Annotated in this window: 14 protein-coding genes; 11 read left to right on the plus strand and 3 right to left on the minus strand. The window is 56.7% G+C overall.

Translation table 11 applies throughout. The annotated features are described in order from the left end of the window. The first annotated feature begins 13 nt into the window (after positions 1-13). From HV127_RS01985 to xdhC, 4 genes are all read left to right on the plus strand, one after another. Positions 14-730 carry a DUF554 domain-containing protein gene (locus HV127_RS01985; RefSeq protein ID WP_182234808.1) on the plus strand — a complete coding sequence of 239 codons (717 nt, stop codon included), beginning with the start codon at positions 14-16 and terminating at the stop codon, positions 728-730. Positions 731-944: 214 nt separating this feature from the next. Beyond that, on the plus strand, positions 945-3248 hold the full coding sequence (xdhA, locus tag HV127_RS01990; protein WP_182234810.1) for a xanthine dehydrogenase molybdenum-binding subunit XdhA: 2304 nt from the start codon (positions 945-947) through the stop codon (positions 3246-3248). A gap of 4 nt (positions 3249-3252) precedes the next feature. Continuing rightward, complete coding sequence (xdhB, locus tag HV127_RS01995) at positions 3253-4131, plus strand: xanthine dehydrogenase FAD-binding subunit XdhB (RefSeq protein WP_182234812.1); 879 nt, start codon at positions 3253-3255, stop codon at positions 4129-4131. Further along, positions 4128-4607: a xanthine dehydrogenase iron sulfur-binding subunit XdhC gene (gene xdhC, locus HV127_RS02000; protein WP_182234814.1), complete on the plus strand. Its 480-nt coding sequence runs from the start codon at positions 4128-4130 to the stop codon at positions 4605-4607. Before xdhB ends, xdhC begins: the two co-directional genes overlap by 4 nt. Before the next feature lie 492 nt (positions 4608-5099). Here the strand turns inward: xdhC and HV127_RS02005 are convergent, their stop codons facing one another. Next, complete coding sequence (locus tag HV127_RS02005) at positions 5100-6878, minus strand: sigma-54-dependent Fis family transcriptional regulator (RefSeq protein ID WP_182234816.1); 1779 nt, start codon at positions 6876-6878, stop codon at positions 5100-5102. A gap of 465 nt (positions 6879-7343) precedes the next feature. Here HV127_RS02005 and ygeW point away from each other — a divergent pair, with 465 nt between their 5' ends. From ygeW to arcC, 5 genes are read left to right on the plus strand one after another with little or no spacing between them, the layout of a single operon-like run. After that, complete coding sequence (gene ygeW, locus HV127_RS02010; protein ID WP_130624347.1) at positions 7344-8531, plus strand: knotted carbamoyltransferase YgeW; 1188 nt, start codon at positions 7344-7346, stop codon at positions 8529-8531. A 56-nt stretch (positions 8532-8587) separates the two neighbouring features. Further along, complete coding sequence (gene dpaL, locus HV127_RS02015) at positions 8588-9784, plus strand: diaminopropionate ammonia-lyase (protein ID WP_182234818.1); 1197 nt, start codon at positions 8588-8590, stop codon at positions 9782-9784. 57 nt (positions 9785-9841) lie between these two features. Then, positions 9842-11053: a YgeY family selenium metabolism-linked hydrolase gene (locus tag HV127_RS02020; RefSeq protein ID WP_182234820.1), complete on the plus strand. Its 1212-nt coding sequence runs from the start codon at positions 9842-9844 to the stop codon at positions 11051-11053. Positions 11054-11101: 48 nt separating this feature from the next. Beyond that, positions 11102-12493: a dihydropyrimidinase gene (hydA, locus tag HV127_RS02025; protein WP_182234822.1), complete on the plus strand. Its 1392-nt coding sequence runs from the start codon at positions 11102-11104 to the stop codon at positions 12491-12493. Positions 12494-12503: 10 nt separating this feature from the next. Then, entirely contained in the window at positions 12504-13436 is a 933-nt protein-coding gene (gene arcC / locus HV127_RS02030) for a carbamate kinase (RefSeq protein ID WP_182234824.1), read from the plus strand. A gap of 238 nt (positions 13437-13674) precedes the next feature. Here the strand turns inward: arcC and yqeB are convergent, their stop codons facing one another. Together yqeB and yqeC are read right to left on the minus strand one after the other, a co-directional pair. After that, a complete protein-coding gene (gene yqeB / locus HV127_RS02035) occupies positions 13675-15300 on the minus strand; it encodes a selenium-dependent molybdenum cofactor biosynthesis protein YqeB (protein WP_182234826.1) in 1626 nt (541 codons plus the stop codon). Between the two features lie 48 nt (positions 15301-15348). Then, positions 15349-16128, minus strand: a complete 780-nt coding sequence (gene yqeC / locus HV127_RS02040) for a selenium cofactor biosynthesis protein YqeC (RefSeq protein WP_182234828.1) — start codon at positions 16126-16128, stop codon at positions 15349-15351. Positions 16129-16154: 26 nt separating this feature from the next. Between yqeC and mocA the strand changes: the two genes are divergently transcribed. Both mocA and ygfK read left to right on the plus strand, forming a co-directional pair. Continuing rightward, positions 16155-16721 (plus strand): molybdenum cofactor cytidylyltransferase, encoded by a 567-nt coding sequence (gene mocA / locus HV127_RS02045; protein WP_182234830.1) that lies wholly within the window; start codon positions 16155-16157, stop codon positions 16719-16721. A gap of 321 nt (positions 16722-17042) precedes the next feature. Further along, positions 17043-20141: a putative selenate reductase subunit YgfK gene (gene ygfK, locus HV127_RS02050; RefSeq protein WP_182234832.1), complete on the plus strand. Its 3099-nt coding sequence runs from the start codon at positions 17043-17045 to the stop codon at positions 20139-20141. Position 20142 lies beyond the last annotated feature (1 nt).

Here is a 20142-nt window from a genome sequence, read left to right on the forward strand (position 1 = left end):
CGGAAATTGTTCAATGTTAATCGGCCCATATGTAAATGGAGCCGCCGTGATTATTGGCGGACTTATTGGCGCAGCGGCGGGCGGTAAGCTCCCCGATCGCGTAAAAACGGCGCTGCCGATGACCTTCGGCCTGTGCTCCGTCGGTCTTGGCATTACGTTGGTTTTGAAAGTGAAATATATGCCCGCCGTGGTGCTGGCGATGGTGATCGGCGCAATTCTCGGTGAACTGCTGCATCTGGAAAAGGGCATCGGTAAAGCGGCAGGCTCAACGCGTGGCCTTATCAATAAAGTGCTTCCCCCGGTGCAGGGCCTGAGCCACGAAGAGTTCACTGAGAAATTTGTCGCTATCCTGGTACTGTTTTGCGCCAGCGGCACCGGCATTTTCGGGGCGATGACGGAAGGGATGAGCGGCGACCCGTCAATCTTGTACATCAAAACGATTCTCGATCTGTTCACCGCCGGGATCTTCGCCACGCTGTTGGGTTACGCGGTGATGACTATCGCTATCCCGCAGGTCATTATTCAGGTGGCGTTAGCGATGCTGGCGGTGGTTATCCTGCCGATGATCTCGCCTGAAATGATGGCGGATTTCTCCTGCGCAGGCGGGCTGCTGATGGTAGCGACCGGATTGCGTATCTGTAACATCAAGCTGTTCCCGGTCGCCAATATGCTGCCCGGACTGGTTCTGGTGATGCCGTTCTCCCATTTATGGGCGACGCTGGTTGCCTGATAGAATCTATCGTCGCGTATCATAATGATTTGATTAAGCTCATAATGATACGCGGCGCGCGGCGTTTTTTCTCCCTCCCCACCCCATACCGGCCACAACTTTTAACGTCATCACAGTTCCTTGACTTACCTACCGTAATTTCCGCTTCTGGCGTAATTCTTGCCTGTTTTAGGTATTGGCTTGCGAGCCAAATCTTCATTTCAGGGGGACGACTATGGAATCGCGAGAAGCGACCGTTACCGGTGAGTCATGTATGCGCGTGGATGCCATTGCCAAGGTGACCGGGCGGGCCAGATACACCGATGATTACGTGATGGCAGGCATGTGTTATGCCAAATATGTTCGCAGCCCCATCGCGCATGGCTTTGCCAACAGCATCAATTGCGACGATGCCAAAAATGTGCCCGGCGTGCTGGCGGTATTTACCTGGGAAGATGTGCCGGATATTGCGTTTGCCACCGCAGGCCACGCCTGGACGCTGGAGGCGGGTAAACGCGACGCCGCCGACCGCTATCTGCTGACCCGTCACGTCCGTCATCACGGTGACGCGGTGGCAATTGTGGTGGCCAGGGACGAACTGACCGCCGAGAAAGCGGCGCTGCTGGTTAAGGTCGACTGGCAGCCATTGCCGGTGATAACCACCCCGGAGGCCGCGCTGGCTGAAGGAGCCGTCGAAATCCATCCCGGCGGCAATCTGCTCAAACAGAGTGAAATGGCCGCCGGAGACGTTGCCGGGGCGATTGAAACCGCAGACCTGCAGATTCAGGGGCACTATCAAACGCCGGTCATCCAACATTGCCATATGGAGACCGTCACCTCATTTGCCTGGATGGAAGAGGATTCCCGCATCTCCATCGTCACCAGCACCCAGATCCCCCACATCGTGCGCCGGGTCGTCGGTCAGGCGCTCGGCATTCCGTGGTCCTGCGTGCGGGTTATTAAGCCCTATGTCGGCGGTGGTTTTGGCAATAAACAGGACGTGTTAGAAGAGCCTATGGCGGCCTTCCTGACCAGCAAGCTCGGCGGCATTCCGGTGAAGGTCTCGCTCAGCCGCGAAGAGTGCTTTCTCGCCTCCCGCACGCGACATGCGTTTACCATCGACGGACGGATGGGCATCAATCGCGACGGCATCTTAAAAGGCTACAGTCTCGACGTGCTGTCTAACACCGGGGCGTATGCTTCGCACGGCCACTCCATCGCCTCGGCGGGCGGCAACAAAGTGGCGTATCTCTATCCACGCAGCGCCTACGGGTACCGCTCCACCACCTGCTATACCAACCTGCCCTCGGCGGGCGCGATGCGCGGATACGGCGCGCCGCAGGTCGTCTTTGCGGTGGAAGCGATGATCGATGATGCCGCCACCGCGTTGGGGCTAGACCCGATAGATGTCCGCTTACTCAACGTCGCCCGCGAAGGGGACGCCAACCCCCTCACTGGCAAAGTTATCTACAGCGCCGGGCTGCCGGAGTGCCTGCAAAAAGGCCGCGAGCTGTTTGAATGGGATAAACGCCGCGCTGAATATCAGAATCAGCAGGGCGATATCCGTCGCGGCGTCGGCGTCGCCTGCTTTAGCTATACCTCCAACACCTGGCCGGTCGGCGTTGAGATCGCCGGGGTTCGCCTGCTGATGAATCAGGACGGGACGATCAACGTCCAGAGCGGCGCGACGGAAATTGGTCAGGGAGCCGATACCGTGTTTGCGCAGATGGTGGCGGAAACCGTCGGCGTCCCGGTGAGCAATGTCCACGTGATTTCGACCCAGGATACCGATGTCACCCCGTTCGATCCCGGCGCGTTTGCTTCGCGGCAAAGCTATACCACCGCGCCCGCGCTGCGCAAAGCGGCGCTGGAATTGAAAGAAAAAATCCTCACGCACGCTGCTGTCATGCTGCATCAGTCGGCCATGAGCCTGACGCTTATCGGCGGCAATATCGTCCTTATCGATCGCCCCACACGCCCACTGCTGTCGCTGAAAGACCTGGCCATGGACGCGTTTTATCATCCGGAACGCGGCGGTCAGCTGTCGGCGGAAAGCTCGGTGAAAACCACCACCAATCCCCCAGCCTTCGGCTGCACGTTTGTTGACCTGAGCGTCGATCTTGCCCTGTGTAAAGTCACGATTAACCGGATCCTCAACGTCCACGACTCTGGTCATATTTTGAATCCACAGCTGGCGGAAGGTCAGGTGCACGGCGGAATGGGGATGGGCATCGGCTGGTCGCTGTTTGAAGAGATGATTATCGATACCGACAGCGGCGTAGTGCGTAATCCCAACCTGCTGGATTACAAAATGCCGACCATGCTCGATCTCCCGGAACTGGAGAGCGCGTTCGTTGAAACGCTGGAGCCGCAATCCGCCTACGGGCATAAATCGCTCGGCGAGCCGCCGATTATTCCCATTGCCGCCGCCATTCGTAACGCGGTCAAAATGGCGACGGGCGTCGCTGTCGATACGCTGCCGCTGACGCCAAAACGGCTGTTCGAGGCGTTTCACGAAGCGGGTTTGATTAAAGGATAAGACTATGTTTGATATCGCGACCTACCATCGCGCCCCGGATATCGCCGGGGCCATCGCGCTGCTGGCAAACAATCCGCAGGCGAAACTGCTCGCGGGCGGCACTGACGTTTTAATTCAGCTTCACCATCACAACGCTCGTTATCGCCATATTGTGGACATTAACGCCTTAGTGGAGCTGCGCGGCATTACCCTCACTGAGCACGGCGGGATTCGCATCGGCTCCGCCACCACCTTTAGCGAGCTTATCGACCATCCCTTAGTCCAGCGCCATCTTCCCGCTCTCAGTGCGGCTTCCGCTTCAATCGCCGGACCGCAAATTCGTAACGTCGCCACCTACGGCGGCAATATTTGCAACGGAGCGACCAGCGCCGACTCTGCCACCCCGACGCTGATTTACGAGGCCTCGCTGGAGATCCATTCGTCGAAAGGCGTGCGCTTTACGCCGATCAACGGCTTCCACACCGGCCCCGGCAAGGTATCCCTTGAGCACGACGAGCTGGTGGTGGCGTTTCACTTTCCTGCCCAGCCCGCCGAGTTTACCGGCAGCGCACACTATAAATATGCCATGCGCGATGCCATGGATATTTCCACCATCGGCTGTGCCGCACGCTGTTGTCTGGAAGAGGGTCGCATTCGCGAGCTGCGGCTGGCCTTCGGAGTCGCCGCCCCCACGCCCATCCGCTGCCAACACGCTGAACAGAGCGCGCAAAACGCCCCGTTAACCCGGCAAACCCTCGAGACACTCGGCGAAGCGGTATTGCAGGACGTCACCCCGCGCTCCTCCTGGCGCGCCAGCAAAGAATTTCGTCTGCACCTTATCCAGACGATGACAAAAAAAGTGGTCAGCGAAGCCGTGATCGCGGCGGGAGGAGAATGGCAATGAATCACAGCGACAGAATCACCATCGAATGTAGAATCAACGGAATGGTCTTTCAGCTAAGCGTCTCGCCGGGTATGCCGCTCTCCGAGCTGCTGCGCGAACAGGGGTTATTGAGCGTGAAACACGGCTGCTGCGTCGGGGAGTGCGGCGCATGCACCGTTTTGATTGATGGAACGGCGATAGACAGCTGCCTGTATCTCGCCGTCTGGGCCGCAGGTAAGGAGATTCGCACGCTGGAGGGAGAGCAGCAGGCCGGGCGGCTGTCACCGGTGCAAAAAGCCTATGCAGAATCGGGGGCCGTTCAGTGCGGGTTCTGCACGCCGGGATTGATTATGGCGACAACCGCCATGCTCGCCAGGCCGCGCAGCCAACCGCTAACCGTACTGGAGATCCGCCGGGGGCTGGCGGGAAACCTGTGCCGCTGCACCGGCTATCAGATGATCCTCCAGGCCGTACAGGCCTGCGAGAAGCAGGAATAACGCGCGTCGGATATCGCCTCCGGGAAATACAGGTTCGTGCGCTCTGCGGGTTTGGTAGCCCGGACAGATGCGCAGCATCGCCTCCGGGAAATGTGCCAGATCTGATGCCTCTGCGTGGCTTCATCCCGGGTGCGGCGCTCGACGCGCCTTGCCCGGGCTACGGGTCCGTGCGCTCTGCGAGTTTGGTAGCCCGGACAGATGCGCAGCATCGCCTCCGGGAAATGTGCCAGATCTGATGCCTCTGCGTGGCTTCATCCCGGGGGCGGCGCTCGACGCGCCTTGCCCGGGCTACGGGTCCGCGCGCTCTGCGGGTTTGGTAGCCCGGACAGATGCGCAGCATCGCCTCCGGGAAATGTGCCGGACCTGATGCATCGGCGTGGCTTCATCCCGGGGGCGGCGCTCGACGCGCCTTGCCCGGGCTACGGGTTCACAGCCGTCTGCGGGCCGGTAGCCCGGACAGATGCGCAGCATCGCCTCCGGGAAATGTGCCGTTCAGACGTTCAGCAATTCATATTTCTTAATCTTGCGATAGAGCGTAGCGATGCCGATGCCCAGCTCGTCCGCCGCCTGTTTTTTATTGTGATGCCGGGACAGCGCTTCGCGGATCATCTGTTTCTCCATCTCCTCAAGCGCGGTGCCTCCGGCGTCGTCGGCCAGCACGTGCAGCACCTCGGCGGGTGCGATATCACGCTCGGGCGCTTTGCCGTTATTGAGCAGATTCGGTGGCAGCAGCGTGCTATCAATCACCTCTCCCGAGGGGACAACGTTAACCAGATACTCCATCAGGTTGCTCAATTCCCGCAGATTGCCCGGCCAGCGATGATACTTCAGCAACGTCACCACATCCGGGGCGATGCCGGGGTAAACCAGGCCAAGCCGACGGGTATGCAGATGCAGAAAGTAGTGCACCAGCAACTCGATATCATCCTGACGTTCACGCAGTGGCGGCAGGGTTAACGGGATGACGTTAAGCCTGTAGAAAAGATCTTCGCGAAATTTTCCCTCGGCAATAAACAGCCCGAGGTTCTGATTGGTGGCGGAGATTATGCGGATATCCACCTGCACCGGACTGCTGGCGCCGAGAGGCAGAATTTCCCGCGCCTCAATAGCCCGCAGCAGCTTCGCCTGGAGCACCAGCGGCATATCGCCAATCTCATCAAGAAATAGCGTCCCGCTATTGGCTGCCTGAATCAGACCGGTTTTACCGTTGGCGGACGCTCCGGTAAATGCGCCTTTCACATAGCCAAACAGTTCGCTTTCCAGCAGTTGCTCCGGAATAGCGGCGCAGTTGATAGCGATAAAAGGTTTATTTTTGCGATCGCTGAGCTTATGAATTGCCCGGGCGACCACCTCTTTCCCGGTGCCGCTTTCGCCGACAATCATCACGCTGGAAGGGCTCGGGGCAATACGACCAATCAACTGCTTAAGCTGGCGCATCACCCGGCACTCACCGACCAGTTGCTCAATATGCGGTTCATTATCGGCTAACGCCACGACGGTACTCGTATGCGACTGATGAAAGGCCATCAGGAATAATTGCCGCCCCTGAACATTATGCAGCTGACCAATAATGAGTTCGCTTTTATCATCCCATGAAACAATATGTTGCATATGCCCGTGCGTAAAATTACTTTCAAAGGTGAGCGGTCTGAAGCGCACGGATTTACCCGTCATGGTGTTTTGCATCACCCCGAGTATTTTTAGTGCCGTTTGATTAGCAAACTGCATCCGATTATCTTCATCAATAACCAGCACCCCTTGATCCATATTCTCGATCATCGTCGCGAATATTTTACTGATGCTGTCATTGCCTCCCTGATCTTGCAGAAGTTTCGAAACAAAAATGGTCGATATATGGCGAACGTAATCGGAGAACTCGCGCAGATTATCGTTAATATGCTCCTGCTGTTCATGGGTAACGGCAATCAAACTTATCACCCCCACGCAGCGGTCTTGTAAAATAACCGGCGTGCCCAAAAAGGCTTTCTCACGGCAGTTGTCTTTACTGTCACATCCTTCACAGAGCGGATCGTGGCGAGAATGGGTGACCACCTTTTCCTGCTGGGTTTCCAGAACAAAGCGTAATAGCCTTGAATTGCTGCTTAGCGGACGCCCCAGAAACTTGCCGTAGGCGCCGGTACCCGCCACGCGGCACAGGTGTTCGTCGACAATCTCCACCTCAAGTTGCAAAACGCTGGCCAGCATTCTGGCAAAGCGCTGAATAGTCGGTTGAATCTGCATCAAAACGGATTGCGTTGTTGCGAGGACCATAGACTTACCTTCCGGCATCACTTAAGCGGTAGATCGTTGAGGATATCGATGACTGCAAGAGGACTATGATACTAACTCAGAAAAAAACGCCTTTGATAAAAAGCGGGTTGTTTATCATTTTGTCATGATAATTATGCAAGAGGTGTCACATTTCTATATCAATATGAGAATTACCCCAGCGTATTTATCAATATGACGATTTACTCCCCGTCCCTTAATATTATTCTCATTCTCTTTATGACGATGAAAAATGATATTTAAAAAGCCAAACGATTACGTCGATTAATTCCCACCAATAACATTGTTAATTTGTGATCGCAACCACAAATAACCATCCTAAAATAGGACTGACGCCGCCTTGAATTAATCCTGGCACACTTATTGTTAGTTGATGGTATCGCTGTGATATCGCGCAGTCACAGCCGTTAAGCCACCTTGCCGTTATTCCACTACCGGGACCTTATAATGAAAACTGTTAATGAGCTGATAAAGGATATCAATTCGCTGACCTCGCACCTTCACGAGAAGGATTTTTTATTAACGTGGGAGCAGACGCCGGATGAACTGAAGCAAGTCCTCGACGTCGCCGCCGCGCTGAAGATGCTACGCGCTGAGAATATCGCGACCAAAGTCTTCAACAGCGGATTAGGGATTTCTGTTTTCCGCGATAACTCCACCCGTACCCGCTTCTCTTATGCTTCGGCCCTCAACCTGCTCGGCCTCGCCCAGCAGGATCTCGATGAAGGCAAATCGCAAATCGCCCACGGCGAAACCGTCCGCGAAACGGCCAACATGATCTCGTTTTGCGCCGATGCGATCGGCATTCGCGACGACATGTATCTCGGCGCGGGCAACGCCTATATGCGTGAAGTCGGCGCAGCGCTTGACGACGGTTACAAGCAGGGCGTCCTGCCGCAGCGTCCGGCGTTAGTTAACCTGCAATGTGATATCGACCACCCGACGCAGGCGATGGCAGATCTGGCCTGGCTGCGCGAGCACTTTGGCTCGCTGGAAAACCTCAAAGGCAAAAAAATCGCCATGACCTGGGCGTATTCCCCGAGCTACGGTAAACCGCTCTCCGTACCGCAGGGGATTATCGGCCTGATGACCCGCTTCGGTATGGACGTCACGCTGGCGCATCCGGAAGGCTATGACCTGATTCCTGATGTTATCGAAGTGGCAAAAAGCAACGCCAACGCCTCCGGCGGCAGCTTCCGCCAGGTGACCAGCATGGAAGAGGCCTTTAAGGACGCCGACATCGTCTATCCGAAGTCATGGGCCCCTTACAAAGTGATGGAAGAGCGTACCGAGTTACTGCGCGCTAACGACCATGCGGCGCTGAAAGAACTGGAAAGACAGTGTCTGGAGCAGAACGCGAAGCATAAAGACTGGCACTGCACCGAAGAGATGATGGAGCTAACCCGCGACGGCGAAGCGCTGTATATGCACTGCCTGCCAGCGGATATCAGCGGCGTCTCCTGTAAAGAAGGCGAAGTTACCGAAGGTGTGTTCGAAAAATACCGTATCGCCACTTATAAAGAGGCCAGCTGGAAGCCTTACATCATCGCCGCGATGATCCTCGCCCGCAAATATCCGAAGCCCGGCGTCCTGCTGGAACAACTGTTGAAAGAAGCGCAACAGCGCATGAAATAACCCCCGAGCCGACCCGCCGGTCGGCTTTCCCTTCCGGAGGCCAATAAGGATAGGATATGTCCGTTTTCACACTGAAGATCGATATTGCCGACAACCATTTTTATAACGGTGAAACGTCGCCCCTTTTTTCGCAAAAACAGGCCCAAGTGGCGCGCCAGTTCCATCAAAAAATCGCGGGCTATCGCCCAACGCCGCTCTGCGCGCTGGACAGCCTGGCCAGTCTGTTTGGCGTGAAAAAAATTCTCGTCAAAGATGAATCAAAACGCTTTGGGCTGAACGCCTTCAAAATGCTCGGCGGTGCCTATGCCATCGCCCGCCTGCTATGCGAGAAATATCACCTTGATATCGAGACGCTCTCGTTCGCGCAGCTGAAAAACGCCATCGGCGAAAAGATGACCTTTGCCACCACCACCGATGGCAACCACGGTCGCGGCATCGCCTGGGCCGCGCAGCAGCTTGGGCAACATGCGGTGATTTATATGCCGAAAGGCTCCGCTCAGGAGCGCGTCGACGCCATTCTCAATCTCGGCGCTGAATGCATCGTTACCGATATGAACTATGACGACACCGTTCGTCTGACCATGCAACACGCGCAGCAAAACGGCTGGGAGGTGGTGCAGGATACCGCCTGGGAAGGTTACACCAAAATTCCGACCTGGATTATGCAGGGCTACGCGACGCTTGCCGATGAAGCCGTAGAGCAGATGCGCGAAATGGGCGTCACGCCAACCCACGTACTGTTGCAGGCGGGGGTCGGCGCGATGGCGGGCGGCGTGCTGGGCTACCTGGTGGATGTTTATGGCCCGCAAAACCTGCGCAGCATTATCGTTGAGCCGGATAAGGCCGACTGCATTTATCGCTCGGGCGTCAAGGGCGACATCGTCAACGTCGGCGGCGATATGGCAACCATCATGGCCGGTCTGGCCTGTGGCGAACCTAACCCGCTCGGCTGGGAAATTCTGCGCAACTGCGCCACGCAGTTTATCTCCTGCCAGGACAGCGTCGCCGCGCTGGGCATGCGCGTGCTGGGTAACCCATACGGCGACGATCCGCGAGTGATCTCCGGCGAGTCCGGTGCCGTAGGTCTGGGCGTACTGGCGGCAGTACACCATCACCCGCAACGTCAGGCCCTGATGGAAAAACTGGCGCTGGATAAAGACGCCATCGTGCTGGTTATCAGCACCGAAGGCGACACCGACGTGAAGCACTATCGCGAAGTGGTCTGGGAAGGCAAACATCCGGTCACCCCGTAATCCCCCAATGAGAACAGGCTCCCAAGGAGATACGGGAGTGAAAACTGGAGAACAACAATGGCTAAGCACATTCCCTTTAAACTGATTCTGGAAAAAGCACACGACTACCAGGCAGACATGACGCGCTTCCTGCGCGATATGGTCGCCATCCCCAGCGAGAGCTGTGATGAAAAACGCGTGGTTCACCGCATCAAACAGGAGATGGAAAAAGTCGGCTTCGATAAAGTCGAGATCGACCCGATGGGCAACATTCTCGGTTATATCGGTCATGGCCCGCGGCTGGTGGCGATGGACGCCCATATCGATACCGTAGGCGTCGGCAATATTAAGAACTGGGAATTTGATCCGTATGAAGGCATGGAAACCGATGAGCTGATCGGCGGACGCGGCACTTCCGATCAGGAAGGCGGCATGGCATCGATGGTGTATGCCGGGAAGATCATCAAAGACCTCGGCCTGGAAGATGAGTACACCCTGCTGGTGACCGGTACGGTACAGGAAGAGGACTGCGACGGCCTGTGCTGGCAGTACATCATCGAACAGTCCGGCATTCGCCCTGAATTTGTCGTCAGCACCGAGCCGACCGACTGTCAGGTGTATCGCGGGCAGCGCGGACGTATGGAAATCCGTGTTGATGTACAGGGCGTCAGCTGTCACGGCTCTGCACCAGAGCGCGGCGATAACGCGATCTTCAAGATGGGGCCGATTCTCAATGAATTGCAGGATTTGTCGCAGCATCTGGCTTACGACGAATTCCTCGGCAAGGGCACGTTGACGGTTTCCGAGATCTTCTTCACCTCGCCGAGCCGCTGCGCGGTGGCGGATAGCTGCGCCGTCTCTATCGACCGCCGTCTGACCTGGGGCGAAACCTGGGAAGGCGCGCTGGACGAAATCCGCGCCCTGCCTGCCGTGCAAAAAGCCAATGCGGTGGTGTCGATGTACAACTATGACCGCCCATCCTGGACCGGATTAGTTTATCCGACCGAATGCTACTTCCCGACCTGGAAAGTCGAAGAGGATCACTTCACCGTCAAAGCGCTGGTCAATGCTTATGAAGGGCTGTTCGGCAAAGCGCCGGTGGTCGATAAGTGGACCTTCTCCACCAACGGCGTCTCGATTATGGGACGTCACGGCATTCCAGTGATCGGCTTTGGTCCGGGTAAAGAGCCGGAAGCCCATGCGCCAAACGAGAAAACCTGGAAATCGCATCTGGTCACCTGCGCCGCCATGTACGCCGCCATCCCGCTGAGCTGGCTGGCAACAAAATAATCATCCCTCTGCATCCCCCGGCTTACCGGGGGATTTCTGGAGTCTGCTATGCGCGTACTGATTAAAAACGGAATCGTCGTTAACGCTGACGGACAGGCAAAACAGGATTTGCTGATAGAAAACGGTATTGTTCGTCAGCTCGGCGACAATATTACGCCACAGCTACCTTGCGAGATCGTCGATGCGGCCGGCTGCTACGTCATGCCCGGCGGCGTGGACGTGCACACCCATTTCAACATTGACGTCGGCATTGCCCGTAGCTGTGATGATTTTTTTACCGGCACCCGCGCGGCGGCGTGTGGCGGTACAACAACCATTATCGACCATATGGGGTTTGGCCCGACAGGCTGCCGGTTACGCCATCAGTTGGAGGTTTACCACGGTTACGCCGCGCATAAGGCGGTGGTCGATTACAGCTTCCACGGGGTCATCCAGCATATCAATCACGCCATCCTTGATGAAATTCCGATGATGGTTGAAGAGGGGATCAGCAGCTTTAAGCTCTACCTGACCTATCAGTACAAGCTCAACGACGATGATGTGCTGCAAGCGCTGCGCCGCCTGCACATCTCCGGCGCACTGACGACGGTCCATCCGGAGAATGATGCCGCCATTGCCTGCAAGCGCGCCGAGTTTCTTGCCGCCGGGCTGACCGCGCCGCGCTATCACGCCCTGAGCCGCCCGCTGGAGTGCGAGGCCGAGGCCATTGCCCGGATGATCAATCTGGCGCAGCTCGCCGGGAATGCGCCGCTGTATATCGTCCATCTCTCCAACGGTTTGGGGCTGGATTATTTACGCCTGGCAAGAGCTAACCACCAGCCGGTGTGGGTAGAGACCTGCCCGCAATATCTATTGCTGGATGAGCGCCGTTATGACGCACCTGACGGGCTGAATTTTATTCTCAGTCCGCCTCTGCGCAACGTCCGCGAGCAGGACAAACTCTGGTGCGGCATCAGCGACGGCGCAATCGACGTGGTCGCCACCGACCACTGCAACTTTTCGATAGCCCAGCGCCAGCAGCTCTCTGGCGGCGATTTCAACCGCTGCCCGAACGGTCTGCCCGGCGTGGAAAACCGCCTGCTGCTGCTCTTTTCCAGCGCCGTGATAAGCGGGCGCATCACGCCAGAACGCTTTGTCGATATGACCAGCGCCATGCCGTCCAGGCTGTTCGGCCTGTGGCCGCAGAAAGGTCGGCTGGCCCCAGGTTCCGATGGCGATGTGGTGATTATCGACCCGAATCAAACGACGGAAATTCGTCACGCCAAACTGCATGACAACGCCGACTACTCCCCGTGGGAGGGCTTTCGCTGTACCGGGGCGATCGTCAGAACCCTTTCGCGCGGTGAAACCCTCTTTTGCAAAGGGGAATTTAACGCCAGAGCGGGCCGGGGCCGCTTCCTGAGACGCAAACCGTTTAGCCATCCCTGGCATACTGAATAAGTGAGGAAAAATGAGTAAGAAAATTGTTCTCGCCCTCGGCGGGAATGCGCTGGGAGAGGATCTGGCCGGGCAGATGCAGGCCGTCAAAATGACCTCTCAGGCGATCGTCGATTTAATCGCCCAGGGCCATCAGGTAGTGGTCACCCACGGCAACGGGCCGCAAGTCGGGATGATCAACCTGGCCTTTGAGGCGGCGGCGAAAACCGAAGCTCACACGCCGATGCTGCCGATGTCGGTATGCGTGGCGTTGAGCCAGGGCTATATCGGTTACGATCTGCAAAACGCGCTGCGCGAAGAGCTGCTGTCGCGCGGGATGCATAAGCCGGTAGTGACGCTGGTGACCCAGGTGGAAGTTGATGCCCACGATCCCGCGTTCCTGAATCCGACCAAACCTATCGGTTCATTCTTCACTCAGCAGGAGGCTGAACAGCTGGAGAAACAGGGCTATACGCTGAAAGAAGATGCTGGTCGCGGCTATCGTCGCGTCGTCGCGTCGCCTAAACCGGTAGACATCATTGAGAAAGAGACGGTAAAAACTCTGCTGGATGCCGGGCAGGTAGTGATTACCGTTGGCGGCGGCGGCATTCCGGTGATCCGCGAAGGCAACCATCTGCGCGGCGCCAGCGCGGTGATCGATAAGGACTGGGCCAGCGCCCGGCTCGCCGAAATGATCGATGCGGATATGCTGATCATCCTGACGGCGGTGGAAAAAGTGGCTATCAACTTCGGTAAATCTAACGAACAGTGGCTGGATCGCTTGTCATTAAGCGATGCAGAGCGCTTTATCAACGAAGGGCATTTCGCCAAAGGTTCCATGTTGCCGAAAGTCGAAGCCGCCGCCTCGTTCGCCCGTTCCCGCCCAGGACGCGAATCTCTGATTACCGTGTTGAGCAAAGCGAAAGAAGGTATCGAAGGTAAAACCGGCACCGTGATTTGCCAGTAGCCGGATAAGGTGTTGGCCGCTTAGTCGGGAGGGCTGGTATTTTCCCCGGAGGCGATGCTACGCATCTGTCCGGGCTACGGGTTCACAACCGTCTGCGGGCCGGTAGCCCGGACAGGCGCGTCAAGCGCCGCCTCCGGGAAATGTGCCGGGCCTGATGGTTCGGCTCAGCAACTTCCCGGCTCGCGCTACGCTTAGCCGGGCTACAGGTTCACAGTCGTCTGAGGGTGAGGAGCCCACGCTATGCGACTTCCAGCACCTCGTTAGTCGATTTCACGCCCTGATGCATCAGCATCATCAGCGCTTCCAGCACGCCGCCGCCAATCGCCCTCGCTTTATCAGAAACGCTGGTAAAATCAGCGGTCTCGCCGCGCGGGTCGATATCGCCAATCTTAAAGCCGCCGACCACCGCCAGACCATCGCTTAACAAGCCGCGTACCATGCCCGATAGCGGCGCTTTAATTTCGCTTTCGCCAATCCAGGCCACGACATCACCCTCTTCTACCAGATCGCCTAGCTTCACGTTGGCACGCATGATGCCTGCGGCGGGCGCGCGGATCACCCGACGCGCGGTGTGGCCCATAATATTGCCGGGAACGCCGGTATTTTCCTGCGCGCAGCCCGAGTAAATCACCTGCCCCAGCCAGTGACCGCGATTGGTCTCAATCACCGCACGGCAATCCTCACCCGCGCGGAACCCTGGCCCCAGCGCGATAGTCACCGGCGCCATTTCAATATGAGTGCCCAGATTCTGTTTCGCCAGAATCGCATCGACCACGCAGACGGGCTTCAGCGCCTCAAGCGATGAACAGAAAGGGTCGACCAATATCGGAATAATACCGCGTTCAGCCAGCGCAATCGCCTCTGCCGTCGTGCTCGCCAGCCGGGCGGTTACGCCTTCGACCACCATTTCGCCGTCAAACGCGGCCTGGGCAAAAGCCACGCTGCGGCGGATAACCGTCGGTTTCTCAACCTCCAGCATGAACACTTTGAATCCGGCATGAAACAGACGCAGCGCCACGCCGCTGGCGATATCCCCCGCGCCGCGAACCACCACGCGCTGGTGTCCGGACGGGTGCGCCGCTCGCATCATCAAGCCGCCGGGAGCATTGTTTTTAACCTGTAAGATTTCAGCCAGCACGCTCACCGCAATCTCCTGCGGCGTTTCGGCACCAATGTTATAGCCCACCGGCGCATGCAGGCGCGCGAGATGCTCTTCATCAACCCCCTTCTCCCGCAGCTGGCGCATGAAAAGCTGAACCTTGCGGCGGCTCGCCAGCAACCCCAGCCATGCCACCGGGCGCTCCACCAGCTTATCCAGCGCCTCGCGATCCTGATTATTGGTGGCGATCAGCACAAAGTTATCGGGGCGGATCTCCAGCGCATCCACCGCCGCGGCAAACGAGTCGGCACAAAGTAGCTGTACCGAAGGAGGAAAAGAGGCCGGATTTAAGCTTTCACGATGGATATCCGCCACGGCAATATCAAAACCCAATAGCGCCGCGCTCTGGGCAATAGCCCGATTCACATGCCCCGCGCCAATCAACACCAGCCGGGGCCGCAGACCGTGGACGCTAATAAATACCGTCATCGCGCCGCCGCAATCTGAACCCACGGCATCGGTGCCGTTGCGCGCCATTCGCCCATGAAACAGGCGCGGCTTTCGCTCCTCTAATGCCTGTAGCGCCTCGTCGATCACCTTACGCTCCACCATGCCGCCGCCAATGGTGCCGACGATAGTTCCATCCTGATGGACAAGCATTTCTGCTGCATGTCGCGGCGTTGAGCCACGGCTATCCACAATTTGCGCCAGCGCAAATGGACTGTTTTGTTCTTCGAGTCTTGCAGCTTCTGTGAAAATATTCATAAAAACCTCAATGGATATCCGTTCGGTAGATCCGGTCTCCCGGCGTCGCTATCTCACAAATCTGCGCATAATCGGCGGGCGTTCCAGTATCGCGCCCAGCCAGATGGCATCCATATCCCCATTGCGCAAGAGCGAGTTCAGTTCGTCTTCAGCCAGGCGATTCTCAGATTGAGAAAACTGGTTGAGAAACCAGATCCGTCGGCTGTCCGGCGGTACGTTTTTAAACGCGCCCTGCGGATGGCGAATGAGCCGGAGAAGGTGCCCGAACGTCAGCGGCTCATCCGCTGTCAGGCCAGTGATATCAGCAAACAACGGCCAGCGATGGACATTTTCCGCTCCCGTTTTCTCCCCCAACATATGCCCGCCCGTTACGGCAATCACGCAGCAACTGCTTTCAGGTATGCAAGGTTCATGCTCATCCGGCGCTTTCAGCGGCAATCCGTGAGCGCCGTCAGCTTCCACTAATATAACGTCGCATTCCTCACGCGCCGCCAGCGCATCAATGGCGCTCGCCGAAAAACCTCGCGCTTTGCCCTCCTGCGCTTTCCAGGAGTGGAAACAGGTTAAAATAGGCAGCTTGAGATAGTGGGAAGGCAGAGCGGCAGCCTCCCGACAAAAGATCACCGGATAAGCAGCATCAGGCAGGAACATTTGAGTCGTCGTCGTCACCACGACGCGCCGTCCGCTGGCATGGAATAACTGAGCCAGCCAGAAAATGGTGCTGGTTTTGCCTCCGGCCCCCACTACTGAAATAACCGAGGGACGACTCTGCGCACCTAAGTCAAAGAACAATTCGGCGTTATCCTTTATATTTTCCTTGGTAACCATCAATCACCTTAAATAATGGACGCGCAATGCCAGCTATCGACTGTATTATTACCGCCGCAGGGCTTTCATCACGGATGGGAGAATGGAAAATGATGTTACCCTGGCAAGGAGGGACAATTCTTGATGCAAGTATCAAAAACGCCCTGCAATTTTGCAGTCGGATTATTTTAGTCACGGGGTATCGTGGCAATGAACTGCATCAACGTTATGCCAATATGCGTAATATTATTATTATCCACAACTCAGATTATGCTGACGGTTTATACTCTTCCGTGAAGGCCGCCGCCGCCGCCGTTGAGAGCGAATACTGCTTCATCACCCACGGTGACATGCCCTGCCTCACCGTTGAAATATTCAATAAAATGTGGTCGTTACGTAACACTGGCGCGCTCATGCCTTACTATCACGGCGTCCCTGGACACCCTATTTTGCTCACCAGAGAGTGCCTGCAGCAAGCTATCTCCCGGCCACATAAAAATATGCGTCAGGCACTGCTGGCGGGCGCGCATAATAGAGTAGAAATAAACAATCGCGAAATCACTTTAGATATCGATACACCAGAAGATTTTATTAACCTGCATCATCGTCAATAAAATAGCTTATCTGCCGAGTTAAACGATTGCGTTCAAATAATCAAACCAGGCGTCTTCCGCACTTATCATAATGATACAAACTCACCCTTTTTGAGAAAATAAGATACTTTCGAGAAACGCTGACTTCATCAACAACCAGGACTGATTTTAATTCTCATTTACGCAATGTGAGATCTTTCACAAAGCAGACATAACTTTAGAAGCGCTTCACAAAAAATTATATTTATGCCGCTCGCCAGCAAGAGTGGTGCGAATGTTGCTCTATCTCTCCCATACCACCGGTTTATTTGTACCGGCTAATTAATGATAAAGGAGAGGGTTATGGGGGATATTATGCGTCCCGTTCCGTTCGAGGAACTCTTGACGCGCATATTTGATGAATACCAACAGCAGCGCTCCATCTTTGGTATTCCCGAGCAACAATTTTACTCACCTGCCAAAGATAAATCGGTCAGCGTCTTTGGTGAAACCTGCGCTACCCCCGTTGGCCCCGCTGCTGGCCCACACACCCAGCTGGCGCAAAATATTGTCACCTCCTGGCTCACCGGCGGCCGTTTTATCGAGCTGAAAACGGTACAAATCCTTGACCGGCTGGAGCTGGAAAAACCCTGTATCGATGCCGAAGACGAGTGCTTCAATACCGAATGGTCCACCGAATTTACCCTGCAAAAAGCGTGGGATGAGTACCTGAAAGCGTGGTTCGTTCTGCATCTGTTAGAGCAGGTTTTCCAGCCCTCGGGCGCGGAAAAGTCGTTTATCTTCAATATGAGCGTCGGCTACAACCTGGACGGCATCAAGCAGCCGCCGATGCAGCAATTTATTGACTCAATGACAGACGCCTCCACGCAGCCGAAATTTGCGCAATATCGCGACACGCTTAGCCGTTGGCTGCACGACGACGCCTTCCTTGAGCGCCACGGCCTGAGCGGGCAGCGGGAAAACCTGCGCGCGCTACCCGCGCGCATTCCTGCCACCCTGGTTCACGGCGTCACGCTCTCCACCATGCACGGCTGCCCGCCGCACGAAATCGAAGCTATCTGCCAGTACATGCTGGAAGAAAAAGCGCTGAACACCTTCGTGAAGCTGAACCCGACGCTGCTGGGCTATGCGCGCGTTCGCGAGATTTTGGATAGCTGCGGCTTTGCGTATATCGGCCTGAAAGAAGAGTCCTTCGAGCACGATCTCAAACTGGCCCAGGCGCTGGAAATGCTGCAACGCCTGATGGCGCTGGCAAAACAGAAATCGCTCGGTTTCGGCGTGAAGCTGACCAACACTCTTGGCACCATCAATAATAAAGGCGCGCTTCCCGGCGATGAGATGTATATGTCTGGCCGCGCACTGTTCCCGCTCGCCATCAACGTGGCGGCGGTGCTGTCCCGCGCTTTTGACGGCAAATTACCCATTTCTTATTCCGGCGGCGCCAGCCAGCTGACCATTCGCGACATTTTCGACACCGGGATCCGCCCTATTACGATGGCGACCGATCTGCTCAAGCCCGGCGGCTACCTGCGCCTGAGCGCCTGCATGCGTGAACTGGAATCATCGGATGCGTGGGGCATGACCCACGTCGACGTCGAGCGGCTAAACCGGCTGGCAGAAGACGCCGTCACCATGGCCTATACGCAGAAACACTGGAAGCCGGAAGAACGCATCGAGGTTGCGGAAGACCTGCCGCTGACCGACTGCTACGTCGCACCTTGTATTACGGCCTGCGCGATCAAACAGGATATTCCGGAATACATTCGCCTGATGGGCGAGCAGCGCTACGCCGACGCGCTGGAGCTTATCTATCAGCGCAACGCCCTGCCCGCTATCACCGGGCATATCTGCGATCATCAGTGCCAGTACAACTGTACGCGCCTGGACTACGACAGCGCGCTGAACATCCGCGAACTCAAAAAAATCGCCCTGGAAAAAGGCTGGGACGAGTACAAGCAGCGCTGGCATAAACCGGCAGGATCCGGCTCACGCCATCCGGTTGCGGTCATTGGCGCAGGCCCGGCGGGGCTTGCCGCAGGCTATTTTCTGGCGCGCGCGGGGCATCCGGTTACCGTGTTTGAGCGGGAAGCCAACGCCGGCGGCGTCGTCAAAAACATCATTCCGCAGTTCCGCATTCCGGCGGAGCTCATCCAGCACGATATTGATTTTGTCGCCGACCACGGCGTGAAATTTGAGTACGGCTGCGATGCGCATCTGACGGTCGAACAGCTAAAAAATCAGGGCTATCAGTATGTGCTGATCGCTACCGGTACCGATAAAAACAGCGGCGTCACGCTGCACGGCGATAACCCGCACGTCTGGAAATCACTGCCTTTCCTGCGGGAATACAATCTGGGTTCCACGCTCAATCTGGGTAAACATGTGGTGGTGGTTGGTGCGGGGAATACCGCGATGGACTGCGCCCGCGCAGCGTTACGCGTACCCGGCGTGGAGAAAGCCACCATTGTATACCGCCGTTCGCTTCAGGAAATGCCCGCCTGGCGTGAAGAGTACGAAGAGGCGCTGCACGACGGCGTTGAGTTCCGCTTCCTCAATAATCCGCAGCGCTTTGATGCCGATGGCACATTGACCCTGCGGGTGATGTCGCTGGGTGAACCGGACGCCAAAGGCCGCCGCCGCCCGGTCGAAACCGATGAAACCGTGACGCTCCATGCCGACAGCCTGATCACCGCCATCGGCGAGCAGCAGGATACCGACGCCCTGAGCGCCATGGGTATTCCGCTGGATGAAAAAGGCTGGCCGGAGGTCAATGCCAGCGGCGAAACCCGCCTTGCCAACGTCTTTATGATTGGCGATGTTCAGCGCGGCCCCTCTTCCATTGTCGCCGCTATCGGCTCAGCCCGTCGAGCAAGCGATACCATCCTCTATCGGGAAAATATCCGCTCCCACCACGCGGATAAACGCTGGAACAACGTCAACCCAGCCGAAATTTACCAGCGCAAGGGGGAAATATCGGTCGCGATAGTCGATAAAGACGACCGCGATGCCTTCGTCGCTCAGGAAGCCGAACGCTGCCTTGAATGCAACTATGTGTGCAGCAAGTGCGTGGACGTCTGTCCGAACCGCGCCAACATCTCTATTGCGGTCCCTGGCTTCCAGAATCGCTTCCAGACGCTGCATCTGGATGCTTACTGCAACGAATGCGGCAACTGCGCCCAGTTCTGCCCGTGGTTGGGCAAACCCTACAAAGACAAAATCACCGTCTTCAGCCTGGCACAGGATTTTGACTCCAGCAGCAACCCCGGCTTCCTGGTGGAAGATGACCGCGTGCGCGTGCGTCTCGACAGCCAAAGCTGGGTACTGAATATCGACAACGACGGCCAGTTCGCCAGCATCCCTCCGGGGCTGGATGAGATGTGTCGCATCATCAGCCATGTCCATCAGCAGCATCACTATCTGCTGGGCCGGGTGGAGGTATAAC

It is taken from the genome of Klebsiella sp. RHBSTW-00215 (genome assembly GCF_014103785.1).
Classification (GTDB): Bacteria; Pseudomonadota; Gammaproteobacteria; order Enterobacterales; family Enterobacteriaceae; genus Klebsiella.

Coding starts and splice junctions, on each gene's coding strand:
- xdhA (WP_182234810.1), top strand. CDS start 945: ATGGAATCGCGAGAAGCGACCGTTACCGGTGAGTCATGTATGCGCGTG.
- arcC (WP_182234824.1), top strand. CDS start 12,504: ATGAGTAAGAAAATTGTTCTCGCCCTCGGCGGGAATGCGCTGGGAGAG.
- yqeB (WP_182234826.1), bottom strand. CDS start 15,300: ATGAATATTTTCACAGAAGCTGCAAGACTCGAAGAACAAAACAGTCCA.
- HV127_RS01985 (WP_182234808.1), top strand. CDS start 14: ATGTTAATCGGCCCATATGTAAATGGAGCCGCCGTGATTATTGGCGGA.
- mocA (WP_182234830.1), top strand. CDS start 16,155: ATGCCAGCTATCGACTGTATTATTACCGCCGCAGGGCTTTCATCACGG.
- ygeW (WP_130624347.1), top strand. CDS start 7,344: ATGAAAACTGTTAATGAGCTGATAAAGGATATCAATTCGCTGACCTCG.
- HV127_RS02005 (WP_182234816.1), bottom strand. CDS start 6,878: ATGGTCCTCGCAACAACGCAATCCGTTTTGATGCAGATTCAACCGACT.
- ygfK (WP_182234832.1), top strand. CDS start 17,043: ATGGGGGATATTATGCGTCCCGTTCCGTTCGAGGAACTCTTGACGCGC.
- xdhC (WP_182234814.1), top strand. CDS start 4,128: ATGAATCACAGCGACAGAATCACCATCGAATGTAGAATCAACGGAATG.
- xdhB (WP_182234812.1), top strand. CDS start 3,253: ATGTTTGATATCGCGACCTACCATCGCGCCCCGGATATCGCCGGGGCC.
- yqeC (WP_182234828.1), bottom strand. CDS start 16,128: ATGGTTACCAAGGAAAATATAAAGGATAACGCCGAATTGTTCTTTGAC.
- dpaL (WP_182234818.1), top strand. CDS start 8,588: ATGTCCGTTTTCACACTGAAGATCGATATTGCCGACAACCATTTTTAT.
- hydA (WP_182234822.1), top strand. CDS start 11,102: ATGCGCGTACTGATTAAAAACGGAATCGTCGTTAACGCTGACGGACAG.
- HV127_RS02020 (WP_182234820.1), top strand. CDS start 9,842: ATGGCTAAGCACATTCCCTTTAAACTGATTCTGGAAAAAGCACACGAC.